Consider the following 22,396-nt stretch of genomic DNA (forward strand, 5'->3'; position numbering starts at 1 on the left):
CCACACCCCTAGGCCACGCAGGTCATCAGCGAGCTGATCGGCCAGGCGCGGTACGCCGTCCAGTAGGCCTCGTCGCGTACGGGATCGGCGGGCGGCGTCCGGTTCGGCTGCCAGCCGACGGTGGTGAAGCCCGCCTCGACGGCCGCTTCGGCGAGGTCGGCGTGGGCCCACTCGCGGAACTCGAAGGGCACCGGCGGGTCGGTCAGGAAGTGCGCCTTCAGCAGCGGCGCGTCACCCTCCGGGACCCGGTCGAGGATGCGGACCCCGTACGGCGACCAGTCCACGCGGGGGAACGCCCCGGCGTTGGGCACGATGGCGAGCAGTCGCCCGCCGGGGCGCAGGCTGGCGCGGACGGACCGCAGCATCGCGTGCAGCGCCCCGCGGTCGGAGGTGTGGTTGAAGGGGTAGGCGGCGGTGGCGAGGTCGAAGGGCCCGAGGCCGGGCAGGCCGTCGTGGTCGGTGACGTGGTACTCGATGTCCGGCCGGTCCGGCTCCGCCCCGTGGGCGCGGGCCAGCCTGATCACTTCTTCCGAGATGTCCACGCCGACGGCCCGCCGGGCACCGCCGCGGGCCAGCAGCCGGGTGTTGTAGCCGTACCCGCAGGCCAGGTCGAGGGTGTCGAGGCCGCGGACGCCGCCGAGCGCGTCGAGGGCGCCGTGCAGGGTGTAGGTGTCGGCCGCCGAGAAGGCCGCCGTGGTCTTCGACTCCGCGTAGCGCTCGCCGAGGGTGTCGTACTGGAACCGCATGCTCTGCCTTCCGGTGGCCCGCCGGGGGTGTGGGACGCGTGCGTATCGTGCCCCGGTCGCCTCCCGGCCGTACTGACGGCCGGTCCCTACGTCCCCCGGACGGGGGAAGCGGTCGGCCCATCGCCGCCCTTCGGGACGAGTTCGCGGGCGCAGCCGCGCAGCCATGCGTGCGCCGGGTCGGCGTCGTGCCGCGGGTGCCAGGCCATCCCGAAGGGCACCGCGGGCAGGTCGAGCGGGATCTCGAAGGTCTCCAGCCCGAGGGCCGCGGCGAGCGGGACGGTCTGGGTGGTGAGCAGTCCGACGAGGTCGCTCTCGCGCAGCACGAACAGGGAGGCGGGGAAGGTGCCCACGCTGCCCACCACCCGCCGGGCCAGGCCCTGTTCGGCGAGGGCGGCGTCCACGGGGCCCTCGAGCCGGCCGCGGCGGGACACGATCAGGTGGTCGGCGGCGGCGAAGCGGCCGGCCGTGACGCGGCCGCGGAGCAGCGGGTGGCCGCCGCGGACGACGGCGAGCATCCGGTCCTCGGCGAGGTGCTCGACGCGGACCTCGGGGGAACGGGTGTCGACGACGCCGAGTTCCAGATCGGCGACGCCCTCGCGCAGGGCGGGTACGTCCACGTGGCTCTCCCCCAGGAAGCGCAACCGCACCCCGGGCGCCTCCCGGGTCACCCGGGCGAGCAGGCCGGGCCCGTGCACGGCGGTGAAGGCGTCGTTCGTCAGCACGGTGAAGGTGCGCGTGAGCGTCGGGAGGTCCACCTCGCCGCCGGCCAGGAAGAGGGCTCTGGCCCGCTCCACGACGGCCCGTACCTCGCCCTGGACGGCCAGGGCGTGCGGGGTGGGGACCATCGCCCGTCCGGCCCGGACCAGTACGGGGTCCCCGAGGGCCTTGCGGATCCGGCCGAGGGTGCGGCTCATGGCGGGCTCGGAGAGGTGCAGTCGGGCCGCCGCCCGGGACACGCTCGCCTCTTCCAGCAGGACGTCGAGCGCGACGAGCAGGTTGAGGTCCAGCCCGGATCCGGATTGCGTCACACGCATTCATCCCTTGCGGAACTTGCACTGGAAAGCAGGTCACGTCAACTCTACGGTGGTGCCGGGGGGATGGCCCGCCCCGGCACCCCGGCCGCCCCCGCCGCGCCGGCCGACGCGGACGGGAACGCGGAAGCGGACGGGAACGCGGACGGGAACGCGACCGCGCGACCGCGGACGGCAACGCGAAACGCAGCGCGGACGCCGACCCCACGCCAGCGCGACACGTAACACGTCACCGCGTCACCACGTCACCCGGCCCCACGCCCACACGTCAGCACCGACGACTCCGAGGAGGAGCCGTGCTCCGCCATGCCCGCACACCCCGCCCCGACGCCCCCGCGCCGCCGCCGACCCCGAACCCGACACCGACCCCGCCCCCGACCCGGGCCACCCTCACCCGGCCCGCCCTGCTCGTCCTGTGCGCCTGCGTGCTGGTCGCGCAGGGCATGGTCGCCGCCGTCAACCTGCTGATCCCCCAGCTCGCCGCCTCCACCCTGCGGCCGGACCCCGGCCAGTTGCTGTGGGCGGTCGACGCCTACGTCATCGTCTTCGCCGCCCTGCTGATCCCGGCCGGCGCCCTCGGCGACCGCTACGGCCGCAAGGGGGCCCTGCTGGCCGGGCTCGGCCTGTTCGCCACAGGCGGCGCGGTCAGCGCCCTGGCCACCGCCCCGGCCGTGCTGATCGCCGGACGGGGCCTGTGCGGAGTGGGCGCCGCCCTGATCATGCCCGCCACCATGTCCATCCTGGTGCACCTGAGCCCGCCGCAGCGGCGCGGCCAGGCCCTGGCCACCTGGACGCTGGCCGCCGGCCTCGGGGGCCTGGCGGGCAATGTGGGCGGCGGCCTGGCCGGGGAGTTCCTCACCTGGCGCGCTCTGTTCTGGGCCGTCGTCCCGCTCGGCGCGCTCCTCGCGGCGGCGGTGGCCCGCACGGTCCCCCGCACCCCGTCACGGCCCGACGCCGCCGTCGACCCGATGGGGGCGGTCCTGCTGGCCGGGGCGCTGTTCGCCGTGGTCTACGGGATCATCGAAGGGCCCTCCTACGGCTGGGGGTCCGTGCGGGTGCTGGGGGCCTTCGGCGCCGGGGCCGGGCTGCTGGCGGCCTTCACGCTGCACGGCCTGCGCACCGCCCGCCCGCTCCTTGATCCGCGCGTCTTCGCCTCGCGCCGGCTGCGCGCCGGGGCGCTCGGGATCGGCACCGGCTTCTTCGGGCTCTTCGCCCTGTTCTTCGTCAACGCCCAGTACCTCCAGTACGCGAAGGGGTTCTCACCCGCCGAGACGGGACTCGCGATCGTCCCGCTGACCATCGGCATGGCCCTGGTGCCCCGTTTCGGAGCCCGCCTCCAGGAGCGCACCGGCCCCCGGCTGCCGGTAGGCGCCGGGCTCGGCCTGATCGGGGCGGGGCTCCTGCTGGTCTCCACCGCCGACGCGGGCACCCCGTACGCCGTCTACGCGCTCTACCTGCTGGTGCTGTCCGTCGGCACCGGGCTGTGCGCGCCGTCGCTGACCCTGACGGTGGTCGCCGAGCTGCCCGCGCACCAGGCCGGGCTCGGCTCCGGGCTCAACACGGCGGCCCGCGAGATCGGCGCCGCGCTGGGCGTGGCGGTGGTCGGCACCGTACTGGCCTCCCGCTTCCCCGGCGCCCCGGGGGATCCGGGGCAGGTCGCCGCCTTCACGGACGCGATGGGGACGGCCCTGCGCGCGGTGGCCTGCGTGGTGCTGCTCGTCTCCGCCGCGGTGGTGGCCGGGTACCGCGCTCCGGGGCGCGGCGGCCGCGGCCGGGATGCAGCGACCGCCGTCGAGGGCGCATCCTGACGGTGTGACGGCGAGACCGGACAGCGGCGGCCCCGACCCGGGCGCCCTGGCCCGGGTGCTCGCCCGGACCTGTGTCGACGCGGTGGCGGCCGTGGGCGGGTACGCGGGGGGTGTGTACCTGCGTTCCCGCAGCGAGGGCCTGCTCCGGATGGCCGTGCTCACGGGGCTTCCCGGGCCGCTGTTCCGGCCCTGGTGGCGGATGCACGCGAACCGGCCCTACCCGGTGGCGGAGGCCTACCGTTCGGGCCAGTCCGTCCACCTCGCCGACGCGGAGTCGGCCATGCGCCTCTACCCGCAGCTGATGGCGGGGCTGCCCTTCCCCTTCGCTTCGCTGTACGAGCCGGTGGTGCACGGCACCGAACGGTTCGGTGTCCTGCTGGTGCTGCGGACGGCGACCCCGGGCGTCCCGGTCGGGGCGGTGGACCGCGAGCGGCTCCGCGGGGCGGCCGGCCGCCTCGCCGGCGAGCTGGCGGCGCTGGTGGCGTCCGGGGCCCCGGTGCTCTGGGAGGGCGACCCGGTGTGCGTGCGGGTGCCCGCGCCGGCCGCGGGCGCCCGGGAGACCCTGGACCGGCTGGCGGAGGCGGTGCTGTCCGTGGACCGGCAGGGGCTGGTCGCCTTCGCCAACCGGGCCGCCGAGGACCTGGTGGGGCCCGCGGGGCCGAAGCTGCCGGGGCGCGTCCTGTGGGAGGCCCTGCCCTGGCTCGCACATCCTGCCTACGAGGACCACTTCCGGGCCGTCTTCATGTCCTCGGAGCCGGTGCACTTCGCGGCCCGGCGCGGCACGCCCCCGCCCGGCGAGTGGCTGTCGGTGGGCCTGTACCCCGGCGCCGACGGGGTGACCGTGACCATCGGCGCCACCGCGAAGCGCGCCTACGCGCCCGCCCCGGTGGTCCGGCCGGCGAGCGCGGGCCTGGGGTCGCCCGCCGACCGTGCCTCCGCGCTGTACCGGCCGGTGGCGCTGGCCATCGCGCTGACCGAGGCGGTCACCGCCCGGCAGGTCTCGGCGGTGGTCACCGAGGAGCTGCTGCCGGCCTTCGGCGGCCGCCAGCTGGCCATCTACCTGCTGGACGAGCGCCACCTCCACCTGGCCTGGGAGACCGGATTCCCCCGGGGCTTCCTGCGCCCCTTCGACGGTGTCGCACTGGACGCGCGCCTGCCGGGCGTGGAGACCCTGACCTCGGGCCGGGCGCTGTTCTTCGAGTCGATGCAGCACCTCGCCGCCGCCTACCCGGGCATCCCGCTCGACGCCGACGTCGGCGCCCGCGCCTTCCTGCCCCTCATCGCCTCGGGCCGCCCGGTCGGCTCGTGCATCCTCGGCTTCGACACGCCGCGCGGCTTCAGTCCGGAGGAGCGGACGGTGCTGACCGCGCTGGCGGGACTGATCGCGCAGGCGCTGGAGCGGGCGCGGCGCTACGACAGCGAGGCGGCGCTCGCCCGGGGCCTCCAGGCGGCCCTGCTGCCGCAGCGGCTGCCGGTGCGCGAACACGTGACCACGGTGGGCCGCTATCTGCCCGGCACCCAGGGCATGGACGTGGGCGGCGACTGGTACGACGTCATCGAGACCGGCGGGGGACGCCTGGCCCTCGTCATCGGGGACGTCCAGGGGCACGGCGTGGCGGCCGCGGCGACCATGGGCCAACTGCGCAGCGCGGTCAGGGCGTTCGCGGTGACCGGCAGTACTCCGGACCAGGTGATGGGTGGCACCAACCAGCTGCTCATCGACCTGGACCCGGGCCAGTTCGCCAGCTGCTGCTACGTGCTGCTCGACCCGGCGTCGGGCGTCGTGCGGGCCGTCCGGGCGGGGCACCCGCAGCCGCTGCTGCGCCGTCCCGACGGCCGCACCGACGTGCTGGACCTGGCGGGCGGGGTGGTGCTCGGCATCGACCCGCAGGCCACGTACCCGGTCACCGAACTGCGGCTGGAGACGGGCTCGGTGCTCGCCCTGTACACGGACGGCCTGGTGGAGAAGCCGGGCACCGACATCGACGTCGGGGTGGAACGGCTGCGGGCGGCGCTGGCCGCCGCGCGGCCCGTACCGCTGACCGAGACGGCGGACCGGCTGATCACCGACGCCGGCGGCGCCGACCGGCCGGACGACATCGCCCTGCTGCTGGCGTCCCGCACGTAGGGCGGGCCGGTGCCCGGCCCGCCGCGGGGGCGGCCGGGGCCGCGCCGGCCGCCCCCGCGTACGCCGCAGGACGCCGTCAGGGCCTGCGCCGGCCGTCCGCCGTCCGCCGGGCGGGCACGTCGACGGCGGCCAGCGTGAAGGAGTGGCCGGCCGGGTCGCTGAAGAGGCGGGCGTCGCGCGGGCCCTCCTCGCTGTCGCTGGACACCGGGCGGGCGCCGAGGGACACGGCCTCCCGTTCGGCCTCGTCGAGGTCGGCGGCGGCGACCAGGATCCGCAGGTGTGCCTGCTGGGAGTCCTCGGGGCGCGGCCAACTCGGCGGCGCGTAACCGTGGTCACGGCACATGGCCAGGTGCACGCCGGCTCCGCCGACGACCTCCACCATGTCGGGCACCGGTCCCGGACGGACCTCGGCGCCGAGCAGATCGGCGTAGAAGAGGGCCAGTGACTCCGGTTCGGCGCAGTCCAGTACGAGAACGCTCGTCTTCGCGACAGTCATGGAGCGCATGTGCCCCGCAGACCCGTTCCCTACGCCCGTGGGCGCCTGCCGGGCGGGTTGCCTGCCGGCCTTCCTGCCTCCGGTGTTGTCAGTGGGACTTGGTAGAACTGGTGTCGCACCGTCGACCGGTCCGGGCGGACCGTACACCCCAGGAGCAGCGCATGAGCCACGGCCACCACCTCGCAGAGCTGGGCGGGCTGCCCGCTTTCGATTTCCCCGCCCGGGACGATGAGCGGGCGCTCCCGGAGGCGGGCTTCGTGGCCTGGCGGGTCCGGGCGGACGAGCACAACACCGGTGAGACGTGGAGCGAGGCGTACGCCCGGTTCACGTCCGCCGTCGACACCCGGCAGGTCCGCGCGCTGATCGTGGGTGTCTGGGAGGAGGCCTACGAGCTCTCCAGCGCCTCGGTGGTGAGCACCCTCGTGGCGGCAGCCGCCGACTTCCCGCTGCTGCGCTCCCTGTTCCTCGGCGACATCGAGAGCGAGGAGTCGGAGATCTCCTGGATCCAGCAGTCGGATGTGACTCCGCTCCTCCAAGCCTTCCCGGCGCTGCGCGAGTTCGGGGTGCGCGGCGGTTCCGGGCTGGTCCTGTCTCCGGTCCGGCACGCTCGGCTGCGGCGGCTGCGGGTGGAGACGGGCGGGCTGCCCCGGGGGGTGGTGCGGGGCATCGCCGCGAGCGATCTGCCCGCCCTGGAGGTGCTCGACATCTGGCTCGGCACCTCCGAATACGGCGCGGACACCGAGGTGGAGGATCTGGAGCCGATCCTCTCGGGCGCGCGGCTGCCGGCCCTGCGCCATCTCGCTCTGTGCAACAGCGAGATCCAGGACGCGGTCGCCGTCGCCGTCGCCGAGGCACCGGTGGTCGACCGGCTGGAGACGCTGGACCTGTCCATGGGGATCCTCACGGACGAGGGCGCGGCCGCCCTGCTTGCGGGCCGGCCGCTCACCCACCTGAACCGCCTCGACCTGGACCACCACTACATCGGCACCGAGCTCCAGGAGCGGCTGCGCGCGACGCTGGAGCCGCACGGAGTGGAAGTCACCCTCGCCGAGGGCGACATCGACGAGTACGACGGCACGGTCTACCGGTACGTCGCGGTGGCGGAGTGAGGGATCGGTCCCTCGCGGTCGTCGGCATCGCGGGAGGCCGCCGCGTCACCCTCTTCCAGGAGGCCGTGCGGGCCGCCGGGCTGCCCGCGGCCCGGCTGGTGCCGTGGCGGGAGGTGCTGGACGGCGCGGCACGGTTCCGGCCGGGCGAGACCGTACGGATCGACTCGCCGGGCGAGGATCCGGAGGTCGACCGACTGTTGCGCGGCGCGGCCGACCCCACCCGGGTGGAGGGGACCGCCCGCTGGTACCGCCTGTTCACCGAGGCGGTGGACGGGATCGCCGCGGAGGTCGCGCGGGCCGGCGGGCGGCTGCTGACCGCCCCCGGGGACCTGGCCGTGCTGTTCGACAAACGCCTCTGCCACCACGCCCTGGAGGCGGCGGGAGTCCCAGTGCCGCACTCGCCGACCTCCGGGCCGTCGGCGGCGCCGGTGCGCGGCTGGCAGGACGTCCGGGCGGTGCTGGCACGGCCGGGACTGCGCCGGGTGTTCGTCAAACCCGCCCACGGTTCCTCGGCCTCCGGCGTCCTCGCCCTGGAAGCCGGGGCGGGCGGCCGGATCCGGGCGACCACCTCGGTCGAGCGGTCCGCGTCCGGTGCGCTGCACAACTCGCTGCGCCTGCGGCGGTACGAGGACGAGCGCACGGTCGGCGCGATCGTCGACGCCCTCGCCCCTGACGGCCTGCACGTCGAGCGGTGGCTGCCGAAGGCCTCGGAGCACGGCCGCGCGGCCGACCTGCGGGTCGTGGTCGTCGGCGGGCGGGCCACGCACGCCGTGGTCCGCACCGCGCGGGGCCCGATGACCAATCTGCACCTGGGCGGCGCGCGCGGCGACCTCGCCGCCGCCGTCGCCGCCGTGACGGCGGCGGGCGGCAGCTGGGAACGCGACGCCCTGGCCGTCTGCGAGCGGGCGGCGGCCTCCTTCCCCGGCACCCTGTGCGTGGGCGTGGACCTGCTGCCCGCCACGGGCTGGCGGCAGTTCGCCGTCGGCGAGGTCAACGCCTTCGGGGATCTGCTGCCCGGCCTCACCGGCCTGCCCGGCTCGCCCGCCGCCGGCCTCGACACCTACGCGGCCCAACTGGCCGCCCTCCGCACTCCGGCACGACAGGACCACCATGCATCCCTCCCCGCCCGCCCCTGACATGAACGAGGTCGTCGGCCGTGACGACCTGCTCCTGCTCACCCTGGACACGCTTCGTCACGACGTCGCCGTGCGGCTGGCCGCCGAAGGCCGGATCCCGCACCTCGCGCGCCACCTGCCCGGAGGGGTGTGGGAGCGCCGGCACGCGCCCGGCAGCTTCACCTACGCCTCGCACCAGGCGATGTTCGCCGGATTCCTGCCGACCCCGGCCGGTCCGGGGCCGCATCCGCGGCTGTTCGCCGCCCGGTTCGAGGGCAGCGAGACCACTGCCGGGCGCACCTGGGTGTTCGACACCCCCGATCTGGTGTCGGGGCTGGCCGGGGCCGGCTACCGGACGGTGTGCGTGGGCGGGGTCGGCTTCTTCAACAAGCGGACGCCGCTGGGCTGCGTACTGCCCGGGATGTTCCAGGAGAGCCACTGGGAACCGGAGTTCGGGGTGGCGTCGCCGACGTCCTTCGAGGCGCAGGTGGCATGCGCCGAGCGGGTGGTGGCCGCGCTCCCCCGCGACCGCAGGCTCTTCCTCTTCGTGAACGCGTCGGCCCTGCACCAGCCCAACTGGTTCCACCGGGACGGCGCGTCGGCGTCCGCCGGGGACTCGTGGGAGACGCACGCGGCCGCGCTGGAGTACGTGGACCGGCACGTCGGCCGGCTCTTCGACGCGATGCGCGCGCGGCGCCGCTGCCTGGCGATCGTCTGCTCCGACCACGGCACGACCTACGGCGACGACGGGTACACCGGGCACCGCCTCGCCCACGACGCGGTCTGGACCGTCCCGTACGCACAGTTCTTCCTGGAGCCGAAGGAGGCCGTGCGATGAGCGGTCCCACCACCCCGTACGAGAGTTACGTCTACGCCTACCCGCACAAGACGGCGTACCGCGCCCTGCCCGAGCGGCCCGCGCTGCGCGACCTGTGGGCGGAGCAGCCCCGCCACGCGCTCTCCCTCTACCTGCACGTCCCGTTCTGCGAGGTGCGGTGCGGGTTCTGCAACCTCTTCACGCGGATCGGCGCGCCCGAGGGGCTGACGACGGCGTACCTCGACGCGCTGGAGCGGCAGGCGGAGGCGGTCCGTGAGGCGCTCGGCGGCTCCGGCGGGGGGCCCGTGCGGTTCGCGGCGGCCGCCTTCGGCGGCGGCACCCCGACCTTCCTGACGGCCTGCGAGCTGGAACGGCTCTGCGACATCGCGGAGCAGGGCGCGGGCGCCGACCTGCGCGCGGTCCCGCTGTCGGTGGAGGCTTCGCCCTCCACCGCCACCGCGGACCGCCTGCGGGTCCTCGTCGACCGCGGCGCGACCCGGCTGAGCCTGGGCGTGCAGAGCTTCGTGGCCGAGGAGGCGCGCTCCGCGGTGCGTCCGCAGAGCCGCGCGGACGTGGAGGCGGCCCTGGCCCGGATCCGGGACGCGGCGGTCCCGGTCCTCAACATGGATCTGATCTACGGGATCGACGGGCAGACCGAGGACAGCTGGCGGTACTCGCTCGACGCGGCGCTGGCCTGGCGGCCGGAGGAGCTGTACCTGTATCCGCTGTACGTGCGGCCCCTGACGGGCCTGGGGCGCAGGCAGGAGGAGCCCTCCGCGCAGTGGGACGAGCAGCGGCTGCGGCTCTACCGCGCCGGCCGGGACCACCTGCTGGCCGCCGGGTACGAGCAGGTGTCGATGCGGATGTTCCGCCTCCCCGGGGCTCCGGCGCAAGGCGCGGACGATCACGCCTGCCAGACGGACGGCATGGTGGGGCTGGGCTGCGGAGCCCGCTCGTACACCTCCGAGCTGCACTACTCCTTCGACTACGCGGTGGACATGCGGGAGATCCGCGCCATCGTCGACGACTACGTGCGCAGGCCCGGTACCGGTTTCGCCCGCGCCGAGTACGGCCGGTGGATCGACGCCGGGGAGGCGCGGCGCCGGCACCTGCTCCAGTCGCTGCTCCAGGCGCGGGGCATGGCGGTGGCGGAGTACCGCGAGCGTTTCGGCAGCGGTCCGTGGGAGGACTTCCCGGCGGAGCTGGGCCGGTTCGCGGACCGCGGCTGGCTCGACGGCGGCGCGAGCGGGGTGCTGCGCCTGACCCCGGAGGGGCTCGCGCACTCCGACGCGGTCGGCCCCGCGCTCTTCTCGGCGGACGTACGGGCCGCGATGGCCGCGTACGCGCGCAAGTGACCGGCCCCCGGAGCGCACCGGCCATGGACCTGACCCTGCTCTACCGCGGTCCGCTGGCGTCCTGTGACTACGACTGCCCGTACTGCCCGTTCGCCAAGCGGCGCGACAGCCGGGCGGGGCTGACGGCCGACCGGGCGGCGCTGGAACGGTTCGCCGGATGGGCGGCCGCGAACAGCGGCGACCGGCTGTCGGTGCTCTTCACCCCGTGGGGCGAGGGCCTGGTCCGGTCCTGGTACCGGCGCGCCCTGGTGGAGCTGTCGCTGCTGCCGCATGTGCGGCGGGTGGCGATCCAGACGAACCTGAGCGGCCGCGTCGGGTGGACCGCCGCCGCCGATCCGGACAAGCTCGCCCTGTGGTGCACCTACCACCCGGGGCAGACCCCTTACGAGCGTTTCCTGGGCCGCGCTCTGGAGCTGGTGGCCGGCGGCATCCGCTTCAGCGTGGGCGTGGTCGGACTGCCCGGGCACCTCGCGGAGGCCAGGCGGCTGCGCGCGGCGCTGCCGGCGCAGGTGTACCTGTGGGTCAACGCGGCGGAGGGGCGGACCTACACCGATCCGGAGGCGGCGGCCTGGACGGAGCTGGACCCGCTCTTCCCGTACAGCCGCCACCCGCACCGTTCGGCGGGGCTGCCCTGCCGCACCGGGGAGTCGGTGATCTCGGTGGACGGCGACGGCACGGTCCGCCGGTGCCATTTCGTGAAGGCGGAGCTGGGCAACCTCTACGACGGCTCGTACCGCGCGGCGCTGCGGCCCCGTGCCTGCCCGCTCGCGGTCTGTGACTGCCACATCGGCTACGTCCACCTGGAGACGCTGCCGCTGTACGACGTCTACGCGGGCGGGGTGCTGGAGCGGATCCCGGCCCCCGGCAAAGCGGAGGGAAATTCTTCGGCGGGTGGGCTGCGGTTCCCGCACCTCCCCTTCGTGCAGCGTTAACACGGTCTTTACGTCGCGGATGGGGCCCGGCGGGGCCCCCGGACGATGGAATCCGCAGGCAAACAGCTATTGACCTGCGGATCCCGCAGGGATTCCATGACGGCCCGGGAGCCACGGAAACACTTGCCCACCACCGCCCCGGAGGCGATACCGCTCCCGCGCTCACTCCACCGCCCCTGCCGATCGGAACTCCGCACCGATGACTGACACGATCAGCGCACCACAGGCCCTCGCCCCCGCCACCGGGCCCGTCCCGCAGAAGCTCAAGCGTTCCATCGGCGTCGTCGGCGGCACGCTGCTCACGCTCTCGTGCGTGACGCCCGCCTCGACCCTCTTCGTCGTCGTGCCGGACCTGTTCGCGAGCCTCGGCACCTGGACCGCCCTCACCATCGCCATCGGCTCGCTGCTCTGCATCGGCGTCGCGTTCTGCTACTCGGAGCTGGGCACCCTGATCCCCAGTGCGGGGGGCGAGTACGCGATGGTCTCCACGATGGCCGGACGGCTCGCGGGCTGGCTGGTCTTCGTCCTGTCCCTGCTGGTCGTGATGATCGTGCCGCCCGTGATCGCCATGGGCACGGCCGATTACCTCGCGCCGGTGATCGACATCCCGGCGCCGGTCGCCGGCGGCGGCGTGATGCTGCTCGCCACCCTCGCCGGGCTCCTCGACCTGCGGGCCAACGCCTGGATCACCGGCATCTTCCTGGTGCTGGAGGTCATCGCGGCCGCGCTGGTCGCCGTACTGGGCTTCGCGCACGGCGAGCGGGGCGCCGGCGCGCTCGTGCACGGCACGGTCGCGGCGCAGGGCGGCGGGACCTCCCCCGTCACCGCGATGATGGTGGTCTCCGGGCTCGCCATCGCGCTGTTCATCACCCAGGGGTTCTCCACGGCCGTCTACCTCTCGGAGGAGCTGGAGAAGCCGCGGCGGGACGTCCCGCGCACGGTGCTCGCCACCCTCGCCATCTCCACGGCCGTCATCCTGGTCCCGGTCATCGCCATCACCATGGGCGCCCCGGACCTGGAGGCGCTGACCGCCGGCGACCTCGGCGGCATGGTGACCGCATGGTCCAACTCGGCCGTCGGCACCTTCGTGAGCCTGTGCGTCGCCCTGGCGATCGTCAACGCCGGCATCGTGATGGTCATCCAGAACTCCCGGGTGCTGTTCGCCTCCGCCCGTGACAAGGCCTGGCCGGAGCCGGTCAACAACGCGCTGTCCAAGCTCGGCCGGTTCGGCTCGCCGTGGGTGGCGACGCTGCTCGTCGGCGTCCCGGGCGCCGCGATGTGCTTCGTCAACCTCGACACCCTGTACGGCGTCACCGGTGTCTCTGTGACCGGCATGTACCTGCTGGTGGCGGTGGCCGCGCTGTTCAGCCGACGCGGGGCCCACCGCGAGGCGACCGCCTGGCGGATGCCGCTGTGGCCCGCGGTGCCGGTCGTGCTGATCGCCGTCTTCGCGTACATCCTGACCCAGCAGGACACCCGGTACCTCCTGTGGACCGGCGGCATCACCGCCGTCGCCACCCTGTACTGGGCGCTGTACCTGAGGCCGCGGCGCGACACCCGCTGGCTCGTCAGCATCCCGCAGGACGGCGAGGACGGCGAGGACGGCGAGGACGGCGCAGGCGCCGCGGCCTAGCTAGCGGCCCGGCCCGGGCCCGGCGCCCACCGCGGGGCCCGGGCTCAGTCGAGCACCTCCCCCGCGCCCAGGGTCAGCGCCGTGTTGACGAGGCCGACGTGGCTGAACGCCTGGGGGAAGTTGCCGAGCTGACGCCCGGCGACGGGGTCGTACTCCTCGGCGAGCAGCCCCACGTCGTTGCGCACCTCCAGCAGCCGTTCGAACAGCGCCCGGGCTTCCTTGCCGCGGCCCGTCATGTGCAGGGCATCGGCCAGCCAGAAGGAGCAGGCCAGGAAGACCCCTTCGTCGCCGGGCAGACCGTCGACGGAGGGGCCTTCGGTGCTGTAGCGCCGTACCAGGCCGCTGCGGCCCAGCTCGTCCCGGACGGCGTCGACCGTGCCGACGACCCGCGGGTCGTCGGGCGGCAGGAAGCCGACCCGGGGGATGAGCAGGGTCGCCGCGTCGAGTTCGCGCGAACCGTAGTACTGGGTGAAGGTGTTGCGGACGGGGTCGTAGCCGTTCTCGCACACGTCGCGGTGGACTTCGTCCCTTATGGTCCGCCAGCGCTCGACGTCCCCGGGCATCGAGGGATCGCTCTCCAGGGTGCGCACGGCCCGGTCGGCGGCCACCCACGCCATCACCTTGGAGTGCACGAAGTGACGGCGGGGGCCGCGCACCTCCCACAGGCCCTCGTCGGGCCGGCGCCAGTTGCGCTCCAGGAAGTCGAGCAGGGCCAGCTGGATCTTCCACGCGTGGTACTCGGAGGGCAGTCCGGAGGACCTCGCCAGGTAGAGGGAGTCGATGACCTCGCCGTACACGTCGAGCTGGAGCTGGTCGACGGCCGCGTTGCCGATCCGTACGGGCGCGGAGGAGGCGTAGCCGCGCAGCCAGGGCAGGTCCGTCTCGGGGATCCGCCGTTCCCCGGCGATCCCGTACATGATCTGGAGGTCGGCGGGCTCGCCCGCGACCGCGCGCAGCAGCCACGTCCGCCAGGCGCGGGCCTCGTCCTTGAAGCCGGTGGCCAGGAGCGAGCCGAGGGTGAGGGTGGAGTCCCGCAGCCAGCAGTACCGGTAGTCCCAGTTGCGGACGCCGCCGAGCTCCTCGGGGAGGGAGGTGGTGGCGGCGGCGACGATGCCACCGGTCGGCGCGAAGGTCAGGCCCTTGAGGGTGATCAGGGAGCGGACGACCGCCTCCCGGTAGGGGCCCTCGTAACGGCACTGGGAGGCCCATGCGCGCCAGTCGGTGAGGCTGGCTTCCAGCGCCTCGTACGGGTCGATGGGCACGGGCCGCGGGTCGTGCGAGGGGTGCCAGGTGAGGACGAAGGCCACGCGCTGCCCGGCGGTGACGGTGAATTCGGAGCGGGTGCTGTTGTCCTCGCCCCAGGTGCGCACGGGCGGTTCGCTGCGGAACCAGGCGGAGTCGGGCCCGGCGACCGCCACCCGGTCGCCGTCGCTGCGGCGGACCCAGGGGACGACGTGGCCGTAGTCGAAGCGCAGGCGCAGGGTGCTGCGCATCGTCACCTCGCCGGACACGCCCTCCACGATGCGGACCACATCGGGCGCGATGTCGCGCTGCGGCATGAAGTCGATGACCTTGATCGTGCCGTCCCCGGTCTCCCAATAGGACTCCAGGACCATCGAGTCGTCCACGTAGGCCCGCCGGGTGCACCGGTCGGTGTCGGCGGCCGAGGCCGGCGCGACGCGCCAGTGGCCGTTCTCCTCTTCGCCGAGGAGCTTGGCGAAGCAGGCCGCCGAGTCGAAGCGCGGCAGGCACAGCCAGTCGATCGACCCGTCGCGGCCGACCAGCCCACTGGTCATCAGGTCGCCGATGAGTGCGTAGTCTTCGATGGGTTGTGTCATTCGTGCGATCTTCCCGCGAATGCCCGGGGCCAATCAGCGCAGGCCCCGGACACCCTCGGCCGCCCGGGAGTTCCGTCCGGGAGGTCCGCCCATGACGAGCTGGTGCTGTGAACCGCCCCGGTCACAGCACTAGTTGCGCACCAGGAGCAGCGCCGCGGCCAGGACCACGCCGAAGGCGACGGCGAGGACGCCGTGGGCCAGACGGTGGGCGCGCAGCACCGGAAGGAAGCGGTCGGCCGCGTACCGGCCGGGGCCGGTGAGCGCGAGGGCGGCGGCGCCCGCGGTCAGCAGCAGTTCGTACTCGATTCCTTCGGGGGCGAAGAAGGATCCGGTGCCGCGGACGGCGATCGCGTTGACGAGGGTGCCGACGACGGCCGCGCCGGCGAGCGGGGTGAGGAGGCCGACGGCGAGACCGAGACCTCCGAGGACCTCGGTGAGCCCCGCGACGACGGCCATGGTGTCGCCGGCGGGGTAGCCGCTGGCGGTGAAGAACCGGCCGGTGCCGCTGATGCCGCCTCCCCCGAACCAGCCGAAGAGCTTCTGGGAGCCGTGGGCGGCCATCGTCAGGCCGAGGACGAGGCGCAGGAGCAGCAGGCCGGTGTCATGGGCGGGCGTGGAGGGGGAGGGCGCGGTGGCGGATGCGGACCGCGCGGCCGCGGTGGCGGCCTGCGGCTTCGCCGGGGCGGCGGAGGGGCTGGTCATCGGTGAGGGGTCCTTCCGGTCGTGCGGTCCGGGCGAGGGGACAGTAGTTCACATTCGAACCGCTACCCCGACCCTAGCCATTGATTCAAATTGGAACAACCCGTGTAGACTGGGGCCATGGCTGAAACGAGATGGCTGGACGAGCGTGAAATGCGCGCGTGGACCGGCTTCCTGGCTGCATCCGCCCTGGTGAACCGCCGTCTCGACCAGCAGCTGAAGGACGACTCCGGCCTCTCCCACCCCCAGTACGAGATCCTCGTACGGCTCGCCGCCGCGCCCGGCCACGAGCTGCGGATGACCGAGCTGGCCAACGGCCTGATCAACTCCAAGAGCGGGCTGACCTACCAGGTCACGCAGATGGAGAAGGCCGGGCTGGTCCGCCGCCGCAGCTGCCCCTCCGACGTGCGCGGCGTCTTCGCCGTCCTCACCGAGGCCGGCCGCGCCCGGCTGGAGGAGGCCGCCCCCGGGCACGTGGCCACGGTCCGCGAGGTCCTCGTCGACGTCCTGACCCCGCAGCAGCTCGACGCGCTCGCCGACGGATTGGGCGAAGTCGGCCGGCGACTGCGCGCGCAGGGCGCCTGAGCCGGGCATGCCGGTATACGTGCGCGCGGCGCGGGTATAGGCGCGCAATGGACGGAAAGATCTGGCTCACGCTGGCCGCGGTCCTCGCGGCCGCGCTCGCGGTCGCCGCGGCCGTGCTGCTCGTACGGGTCTTCCGGGCCCGGCGCCTCCTCCTGGACGCCGGGATCCCGCTGCGCGACAAGGCCCTCTTCTGGGTCGCCGTGGTCTACACCGTCTCGCCGGTGGACCTGATACCGGACCCGGTGTACCTGGACGACATCGGGGTCCTGTTGCTGGCGCTGCGCTCGCTGCACGCGGCAGCGGCGGCCGTCCGGCCCGCCAAGGAGCCCGGAGCCCTGTGACACGCCCGTGCGGCCGCGGGTTCCGGGGCCGCGCCGCCGGCCACGCCGGACGGCAGCACCCCGGTCACCGCACGCCCCGGGTGCGGAACTGGATGCTGATCCGGGGGCCGACCGCCCGGGCGGATTTGGGCACCGCGTGTTCCATGGTGCGCTGGCAGGACCCGCCCATCACGACGAGGTCGCCGTGGCCCAGCGGGAGCCTCAGCAGCGTGGCGCCGCCGTCGCGGGGGCGGAAGGCGAGGTCGCGCGGATCGCCGACGGAGACGATCGCAACCATGGTGTCCTCGGTGGCGGAACGGCCCGTTCGGTCGCCGTGCCAGGCCACGCTGTCGCGGCCGTCGCGGTAGAGGCACAGCCCGGCGGTGCGGAACGGCTCGCCCAGTTCGGCCGCGTAGTGACGACTCAGGACGTCCCGGGCCTCGATGAGGGAAGGGTGCGGGAGCACCTCTTCCTCACCGTAGAAGGCGAGGAGGCGGGGCACCTCCACCTCGCGCTCGTACATCTGCCGCCGCTCGGCGTGCCAGGGCACGTCGGCGGCCAGCCGCTCGAAGAGCGCGTCGGCGCCGACGAGCCAGCCGGGCAGGTGGTCGACCCAGGCGCCGGCGCCGAGTGCGGTGCGCCGGATGCCCGCGAGCGGCCCGAGCCCGATCTCGTCGCCTTGGTCGAAGAGGGAACCCTGGAGGCCCCGGACTGCGTGCATGACGCCAGCCTAACCCCGCCACCCGAACACGTGCGCGAATATGCTGCGCAGGCGCCACGCCGGGCGGCGGAGCGGGCTCACCGGTGCACGTTCACCAGTAGTGCTTGCGGCCGCCGACGGCGTGCCCCATGGCCCCGAGGATCCAGAGCACGGCTCCGATGACGACAAGGATGATCCCGATGGTCCACAGGATGGAGATTCCGGTCAGGAATCCGATGATGAGCAGAATGACGCCGAGGACGAGCATGGTGTCCTCCGATTTCGCTTGGGGGTTTCCATTCCAGGGTAGGCGCAGGCACGTCCGGCAGCCTGTCCGGGCGCGGCCAGGGAGCACGCCATGATCCTGATTCTCGGACTCCTGATTCTGATCGCCGCCCTCGTCGTAGGTGTCGCGGGGATATCCGGCAATAGCGGAGCCGGTCACGGCCTCGGCCGCGGCGGCGATTTCTCGGTCTTCGGCTACGACGTCACCGGCTCGACTGGAAACCTCTTCCTCGCCGGCATCGTGGTCGGGGCCGGTGTCATGCTCGGTCTGACGCTCGTCGTGCTCAGTGCCCGCCGTTCGCCCCGCCGGTCCGCGGCCCGGGCACGGCGCGACACCGTGGCGCCGCCCCGTGAGAGCGGCCCCGCCGACCGTGAGCGTGACGACCCGGTCGGCGAACGGAACGCGACCGGCGCCGCCGGGACCGCCGCGGCGGGGGAAACCCGGGCCGGCCGCGGCCGCCACTGGTTCGGTCACCGCGCCGCACCGCGCTGACGCAGCCGCTGACCGCGGGGCCGCCGTTCGCCCCCGGGCAGCTCCCCGCCGACGCGGCCGGGCGGCCGCAGCTCGCGCCGGCCGCCCGGCCGCCTCCCGGCCCCCGTTATGCCTCGGGCAGGGCCGTGCGCAGGGCGGTACGTCCCTGGTCCCAGGCCGCGCGGATGCTCGCGGCGAGCCGGTCCTCCAGCAGGACCGTCGCCGCGCAGCCGAAGGCCACGTCCTCCTCCAGGGCCGGTTCGTCGGCGAGGAGACCGCCGATGACCTCCCGGCGCACGACCTGCTCGTGGACGGCGTCGGCCTCGACGTGCTCGGCGTAGAAGTGCTCGGCGGCGGGCCCCGCTCCGCACCGGCGCATGGCCTTGGCCAGCCGCCGGGAGCCTGGCGAGGAAGTGACCTCGACGCAGGCGAAGTGCCCCACGAGGGCGCCCCGCAGGGAGCGGTGCAGCCCGAAGAGGGACATCAGGTTCACGGTGGCGAGCAGCGGCGCGGTGGCGTGGTCCAGATAGCGCCCGTAGGTGGCGTCCAGGCCCAGGTCACCCATCAGGTCCGCGAAGAGGCGGGCGTGGATGTCGGCGGCGCGGCCGGCGCCGAACTCGTCGTACTCGATGGCCACCATCCCGGCCTTCGCCCGGCCGGTGAGCCGGGGGATGACCCAGACGTGCGGGTCGGCCTCCTTGAGGTGGTAGAGGGAGCGCAGGGCGGCGTACTCGCGCAGCTGCCACAGTTCCCCGTCCGTCTCCAGGTGGTGGCTGAGGCTGCCGGAGAGGTCCACCGGTTCGACGAGGAGCGGGGCGAAGGCGTCCTCGACGGACCGGGGGCCGTCGGCCAGGTCGGTGCGCAGGGCATGCAGGAAGCGGGTCTCCAGGGCCTGGCGCAGGCGCAGCAGGTCCGGGTCCCATTCCCGTTCGTCGTCCACCCCTTCGAAGCCGCGGTAGTGCAGCTCGTAGAGCAGGTAGAGCGCAAGCTGGAGGTCCTCGCCCCAGGGGTCGGCCTTCAGGACGGATCCGCCTGCGTACGCCGGCGGGCGGCCCGAGCGCAGTGCTTCGACCACGGCGTTCGACAGCGTGCCCCGCCCCTCGGCCAGCAGCGGGCCCGGACCCGCGGCGGTCGCCGTCGTACTCGGGCTGGGAGGTGTCATCGCGGGTTCCTGTCCTCGGGCGGCGAGGAGGCTCGCTCGCGGGGGCGGTGGCTGGTGTCGCACCAGGGGTAGGTGCGGCTGCGGCGGCAGGTGCACACCGCGACCACGAAACGGTCGGAGCGGGCGACCGTGCCGTCGTCCAGGACGATCTCGACGGGGCCTTCGACCAGGACGGGGCCCTGGGGATCCACGGTCACCCGGCGGGCGGGCGCCGGAAGTCGGCCGGCCGGCTCCGGCGCGCCGTCGGCCGGGACGGCGCCGGGCGTGCCCGCGTGACCGGCGCCGGGCGTGCCCACGTGACCGGTGCCGCAGCCGGGCGCGCCGGGGGTGTCGGGGGTGTCAGCGGTGCCGGGCACGGATGACCACCAGCTCTTCCCATTCCTCCGCCTCGGCCGCCAGTCCCTGGCGCTCCAGCCAGGCGCGCCGTGAGCGCAGGACGGGTCCCCACGGTACGGAGGCCCTCGCCGCCACCCTCGCGGACAGGCCGGCGCGCGCCAGGCCGTCCACGGTCCGCTCGGCGCCGCACATCCCGGAGTGCACCATCAGCAGCACACCGTCGGGACGCAGCAGGGCGGGGGCCCTGGCGCAGATGCGGTCGATGACCGCGCGCCCGTCCGGGCCGGCGTCCCAGGCGCGCTCCGCTCCGCGGGAGGGGAGGCCGGCCTGCGGCGAAGGGACGTAGGGCGGGTTGGTGAGGATCAGATCGAAGCGCCGGCCGGCGGTGCGGGCGGCGAAGTCGCCGTGCAGCACCCGCAGGGGCAGCCGCCGGCGCGCGGCGTTGATGCGGGCGGTGACCACCGCGGACCAGGAGACGTCGACGGCCGTGACGCGCGCTCCCCTGCCCGCCGCGTGCAGGGCCAGCGCGCCGGTGCCGGTGCCGATCTCGAGCGCTTCCGTATGCGGTCCGAGGTCTTCGTGCGAGAGGGCGTCGGCGAGGAACCGGGTGTCCGCCTGCGGCTGGTAGACGCCCGGAAGGGCGATCAACCCGGCAGGCAGTGTGCCCGAGGTCAGAGCGATGGTGGACACCGCGTACCTCCGGATGCGAAGGCGGTCCGCCGAGGCGGACCGCGGTGAGTGACGACACTGGGCGGCTGCCCGTCGGCGGGCTCCGCATCCGCGGTTGCGTCGATCTTCGGAGGATCAGACGGAAAGTGCCGCCCGACTTTCGGAGAAGTGGCGGCACATTTCGATTCCGTGGTGGTGTGCACGCGCGTCCGCGGGGCAGGAGGGGCGAAGCCACGATCTTGAACGGAAGGACACACACCATGCTGATGGCCCACCCCGCGCTGCTGCCCGGGCTCGTCGAGCGCTACTGGAGCCTGTCCGTGCTGGAAGCGGCGGAGGCGGAGGGCTCGCCCGTGCACGAGCAGCTGTGCGACGTCGCCCGGGCGCTGTGCGTGGCGACCGGCACCTCCAGCGTGGACGCGGCCCTGGTGGCCGCCCGCCACAACCTGCCGGGGGCCGGCCCGCTCGACGACTCGCTGCTGGCCCGCACGCCGGCGTCCGGCGAGCCCGTCACCGCCTAGCAGTGCTGTGACCGGAAGGGTTTGCCGGTCACCGGCCGGGAACGCCCCGGTGTGAGGCGGCCGGGCCCCGCGGGGCCCGGCCGGTGGGAGCGCTCAGGCGCTGGGCACGGCCAGCGGGTCGGCCTTCGGGGCGTCGGCCTTGGCGGCCTCCATGCGTTCGCCGAGGTCCTTGAGCTCGTTGCGTCCCATGGCCTTGCGGACCTCCGGGAACCACTCCTGCTCCTCTTCCTCCACGTGGTGGCGGACGTTCTCCATCAGCACCGACATCTTCGCGTCGAAGCGCTCGTCGGACACTTCCATGCCCTTGAGCTCGGAGAGCATCCACAGGACCGCGTGGTGCTCCTCGATGCTCTCCAGCACGTGGTCCTTGGTGTCGGGAGCGGCTTCGCGAGCCGCCGGGTAGAAGAGCTGCTCTTCGATCCAGGCGTGGACGGTGAGCTCCTCGATCACCCGGTCGGCGATCGTCCGCTTCTCCTGCGCGGCGTCGTCGCCGGCCTTCTCGAACTGCTTGAACAGCTTCTCCACGGTCTTGTGGTCTTCCTTGAGCAGCACGATCGCATCCATGGGGGTTCGCCTTCGCGGGGAGGGGGCAGGGACCGGAGCGCCGGACGTCCGGGGAGCCCCGCTTGGCGTCGGCCAGGCCGCCGAACAGGCCGGCCGGGCACAAGTGGACGACCGACGGGCGGCTCGGGCGGCCGGCGAGGGGCACGGAGCCGGGGCACCGGTCCAAGGACACCGCTGCCGACGGCCCGGACCGCGTGCGACACGCGGTGTGTGGGCCATCCGGTCGGCCCGCGCTGATCGTGTGCGGACGGGCCGGGGCCCGGCGGCCCGGCGTGCGCGGGTGGTGACCGCCGGGCCCCGGCCCGTCCTCGCGGATGCCCGTCAGGCGGGCGGCATCCCGAAGGGGCCGCGGCTGTAGTAGGTGCCCAGCTCCTCGTGGTAGCCGTCGTCGCCCAGATGCGTCTCGCGGTGGAACTCGGGGGCGTTCTTGATCTGTTCCTTCGTCCGGTCCACGTAGATCTTCTTCTCGACGGGGTCGACCCGGGTGACCGTGCCCGCGGGCAGGAGGACCTCCTTGCCGAAGATCCACACGCCGGTGTCGACGACGATGTAGGCGTCGCCCGCCTCATCGGAGTGCTTGTCCACCTTGCCGATGCTGCCGTCGCTCGCCTTGACCTTGTAGCCGGTGAGGTCGGCGCCCGCCAGGTGGCCAGAGGTCTCCTGGTAACTCCACACGTGCTCGGTCATACCCAGAACAGCTCCTTCCGGGGCCCATGAGCCGCGGGTCCTTCCCGCCGCATTTCCTTGTTCCCGCGTGCCCCGCCCGCAGTGATTCACGCAGCTCACGCAGGACCGGGGTGGCCTCCGATCCTTGGAGGCAACCAGTTCCCTGCTGCGTCACGGAAACCACCCCGGCACCGTTCGGATACCCGGGTTATCCGGTGATATCCGGCCACCCGCATGGGCGGGGAATGACGTCGCGGCATGGGGGCGGACAGGACGGTGGGCCGCCCCCACCGGGAGACGGGGACGGCGGCACAGGGTGGTCGGTTCGGCACGGATTGCGAAGGTCCTCCTCCGGCCGCATGGTGGGCATGGGCACCACTGTCCCCAGGAAGGAGCCGCCGGCCGGGTG

Annotated in this window: 24 protein-coding genes; 12 read left to right on the top strand and 12 right to left on the bottom strand. The window is 74.0% G+C overall.

All coding sequences use genetic code 11. From position 1 onward, the window contains the following. Positions 1-8 precede the first annotated feature (8 nt). Positions 9-746: a class I SAM-dependent methyltransferase gene (locus AMK16_RS22140; protein WP_073918398.1), complete on the bottom strand. Its 738-nt coding sequence runs from the start codon at positions 744-746 to the stop codon at positions 9-11. An 86-nt stretch (positions 747-832) separates the two neighbouring features. Further along, a complete protein-coding gene (locus AMK16_RS22145; RefSeq protein WP_073918399.1) occupies positions 833-1,780 on the bottom strand; it encodes a LysR family transcriptional regulator in 948 nt (315 codons plus the stop codon). 293 nt (positions 1,781-2,073) lie between these two features. On the opposite strand from AMK16_RS22145, the gene AMK16_RS22150 reads away from it, so the two are divergent. Next, complete coding sequence (locus AMK16_RS22150; protein ID WP_443333594.1) at positions 2,074-3,585, top strand: MFS transporter; 1,512 nt, start codon at positions 2,074-2,076, stop codon at positions 3,583-3,585. After that, positions 3,554-5,713 carry a SpoIIE family protein phosphatase gene (locus AMK16_RS22155; RefSeq protein ID WP_073918401.1) on the top strand — a complete coding sequence of 720 codons (2,160 nt, stop codon included), beginning with the start codon at positions 3,554-3,556 and terminating at the stop codon, positions 5,711-5,713. The genes AMK16_RS22150 and AMK16_RS22155 overlap by 32 nt, the downstream gene beginning before the upstream one ends. A 76-nt stretch (positions 5,714-5,789) precedes the next feature. Here AMK16_RS22155 and AMK16_RS22160 read toward each other — a convergent pair whose 3' ends face one another. After that, complete coding sequence (locus AMK16_RS22160) at positions 5,790-6,209, bottom strand: VOC family protein (RefSeq protein WP_073918885.1); 420 nt, start codon at positions 6,207-6,209, stop codon at positions 5,790-5,792. A gap of 161 nt (positions 6,210-6,370) precedes the next feature. Between AMK16_RS22160 and AMK16_RS22165 the strand changes: the two genes are divergently transcribed. From AMK16_RS22165 to AMK16_RS22190, 6 genes are all read left to right on the top strand, one after another. Beyond that, on the top strand, positions 6,371-7,318 hold the full coding sequence (locus tag AMK16_RS22165) for an STM4015 family protein (RefSeq protein WP_073918403.1): 948 nt from the start codon (positions 6,371-6,373) through the stop codon (positions 7,316-7,318). Further along, entirely contained in the window at positions 7,315-8,454 is a 1,140-nt protein-coding gene (locus tag AMK16_RS22170; protein ID WP_073918404.1) for an STM4014 family protein, read from the top strand. The genes AMK16_RS22165 and AMK16_RS22170 overlap by 4 nt, the downstream gene beginning before the upstream one ends. Position 8,455: 1 nt before the next feature. Then, positions 8,456-9,271 carry an STM4013/SEN3800 family hydrolase gene (locus AMK16_RS22175; RefSeq protein WP_199885534.1) on the top strand — a complete coding sequence of 272 codons (816 nt, stop codon included), beginning with the start codon at positions 8,456-8,458 and terminating at the stop codon, positions 9,269-9,271. Beyond that, positions 9,268-10,605, top strand: coding sequence for an STM4012 family radical SAM protein (locus AMK16_RS22180; RefSeq protein WP_073918407.1), 1,338 nt, complete (start codon positions 9,268-9,270; stop codon positions 10,603-10,605). The genes AMK16_RS22175 and AMK16_RS22180 overlap by 4 nt, the downstream gene beginning before the upstream one ends. 23 nt (positions 10,606-10,628) lie before the next feature. After that, positions 10,629-11,537: an STM4011 family radical SAM protein gene (locus AMK16_RS22185; protein WP_073918409.1), complete on the top strand. Its 909-nt coding sequence runs from the start codon at positions 10,629-10,631 to the stop codon at positions 11,535-11,537. Between the two features lie 199 nt (positions 11,538-11,736). Next, entirely contained in the window at positions 11,737-13,170 is a 1,434-nt protein-coding gene (locus AMK16_RS22190; protein WP_073918410.1) for an APC family permease, read from the top strand. Between the two features lie 44 nt (positions 13,171-13,214). On the opposite strand, the gene AMK16_RS22195 is transcribed toward AMK16_RS22190, so the two are convergent. Both AMK16_RS22195 and AMK16_RS22200 read right to left on the bottom strand, forming a co-directional pair. Beyond that, positions 13,215-15,008: a glycoside hydrolase family 15 protein gene (locus AMK16_RS22195; protein WP_073918412.1), complete on the bottom strand. Its 1,794-nt coding sequence runs from the start codon at positions 15,006-15,008 to the stop codon at positions 13,215-13,217. A 129-nt stretch (positions 15,009-15,137) separates the two neighbouring features. Continuing rightward, a complete protein-coding gene (locus tag AMK16_RS22200; RefSeq protein WP_073918413.1) occupies positions 15,138-15,710 on the bottom strand; it encodes a DoxX family membrane protein in 573 nt (190 codons plus the stop codon). Positions 15,711-15,827: 117 nt separating this feature from the next. Here AMK16_RS22200 and AMK16_RS22205 point away from each other — a divergent pair, with 117 nt between their 5' ends. Both AMK16_RS22205 and AMK16_RS22210 read left to right on the top strand, forming a co-directional pair. Then, on the top strand, positions 15,828-16,292 hold the full coding sequence (locus AMK16_RS22205; RefSeq protein ID WP_073918415.1) for a MarR family winged helix-turn-helix transcriptional regulator: 465 nt from the start codon (positions 15,828-15,830) through the stop codon (positions 16,290-16,292). A 47-nt stretch (positions 16,293-16,339) separates the two neighbouring features. Further along, a complete protein-coding gene (locus AMK16_RS22210; protein ID WP_073918417.1) occupies positions 16,340-16,633 on the top strand; it encodes a YkvA family protein in 294 nt (97 codons plus the stop codon). 64 nt (positions 16,634-16,697) lie between these two features. Here the strand turns inward: AMK16_RS22210 and AMK16_RS22215 are convergent, their stop codons facing one another. Together AMK16_RS22215 and AMK16_RS36700 are read right to left on the bottom strand one after the other, a co-directional pair. Further along, positions 16,698-17,333: an alpha-ketoglutarate-dependent dioxygenase AlkB gene (locus AMK16_RS22215; RefSeq protein WP_073918418.1), complete on the bottom strand. Its 636-nt coding sequence runs from the start codon at positions 17,331-17,333 to the stop codon at positions 16,698-16,700. A 91-nt stretch (positions 17,334-17,424) separates the two neighbouring features. Continuing rightward, positions 17,425-17,580, bottom strand: a complete 156-nt coding sequence (locus tag AMK16_RS36700) for a DUF6131 family protein (protein ID WP_199885515.1) — start codon at positions 17,578-17,580, stop codon at positions 17,425-17,427. A gap of 90 nt (positions 17,581-17,670) precedes the next feature. Between AMK16_RS36700 and AMK16_RS22220 the strand changes: the two genes are divergently transcribed. Next, entirely contained in the window at positions 17,671-18,090 is a 420-nt protein-coding gene (locus AMK16_RS22220) for a hypothetical protein (protein ID WP_073918420.1), read from the top strand. A gap of 106 nt (positions 18,091-18,196) precedes the next feature. Here the strand turns inward: AMK16_RS22220 and AMK16_RS22225 are convergent, their stop codons facing one another. From AMK16_RS22225 to AMK16_RS22235, 3 genes are all read right to left on the bottom strand, one after another. Continuing rightward, complete coding sequence (locus AMK16_RS22225) at positions 18,197-19,231, bottom strand: iron-containing redox enzyme family protein (RefSeq protein ID WP_079191656.1); 1,035 nt, start codon at positions 19,229-19,231, stop codon at positions 18,197-18,199. Further along, positions 19,228-19,428, bottom strand: coding sequence for a CDGSH iron-sulfur domain-containing protein (locus AMK16_RS22230; RefSeq protein ID WP_073918887.1), 201 nt, complete (start codon positions 19,426-19,428; stop codon positions 19,228-19,230). Before AMK16_RS22230 ends, AMK16_RS22225 begins: the two co-directional genes overlap by 4 nt. 142 nt (positions 19,429-19,570) lie before the next feature. Beyond that, positions 19,571-20,257 carry a HemK2/MTQ2 family protein methyltransferase gene (locus AMK16_RS22235; protein WP_242438835.1) on the bottom strand — a complete coding sequence of 229 codons (687 nt, stop codon included), beginning with the start codon at positions 20,255-20,257 and terminating at the stop codon, positions 19,571-19,573. 239 nt (positions 20,258-20,496) lie between these two features. Here AMK16_RS22235 and AMK16_RS22240 point away from each other — a divergent pair, with 239 nt between their 5' ends. Then, on the top strand, positions 20,497-20,757 hold the full coding sequence (locus AMK16_RS22240; protein WP_073918422.1) for a DUF5133 domain-containing protein: 261 nt from the start codon (positions 20,497-20,499) through the stop codon (positions 20,755-20,757). 93 nt (positions 20,758-20,850) lie between these two features. On the opposite strand, the gene AMK16_RS22245 is transcribed toward AMK16_RS22240, so the two are convergent. Beyond that, positions 20,851-21,321, bottom strand: a complete 471-nt coding sequence (locus AMK16_RS22245; RefSeq protein ID WP_073918423.1) for a hemerythrin domain-containing protein — start codon at positions 21,319-21,321, stop codon at positions 20,851-20,853. Positions 21,322-21,642: 321 nt separating this feature from the next. After that, positions 21,643-22,008, bottom strand: a complete 366-nt coding sequence (locus AMK16_RS22250; RefSeq protein ID WP_073918425.1) for a PRC-barrel domain-containing protein — start codon at positions 22,006-22,008, stop codon at positions 21,643-21,645. Positions 22,009-22,396 lie beyond the last annotated feature (388 nt).

Source organism: Streptomyces sp. CB00455 (genome assembly GCF_001905445.1).
Classification (GTDB): Bacteria; Actinomycetota; Actinomycetes; order Streptomycetales; family Streptomycetaceae; genus Streptomyces.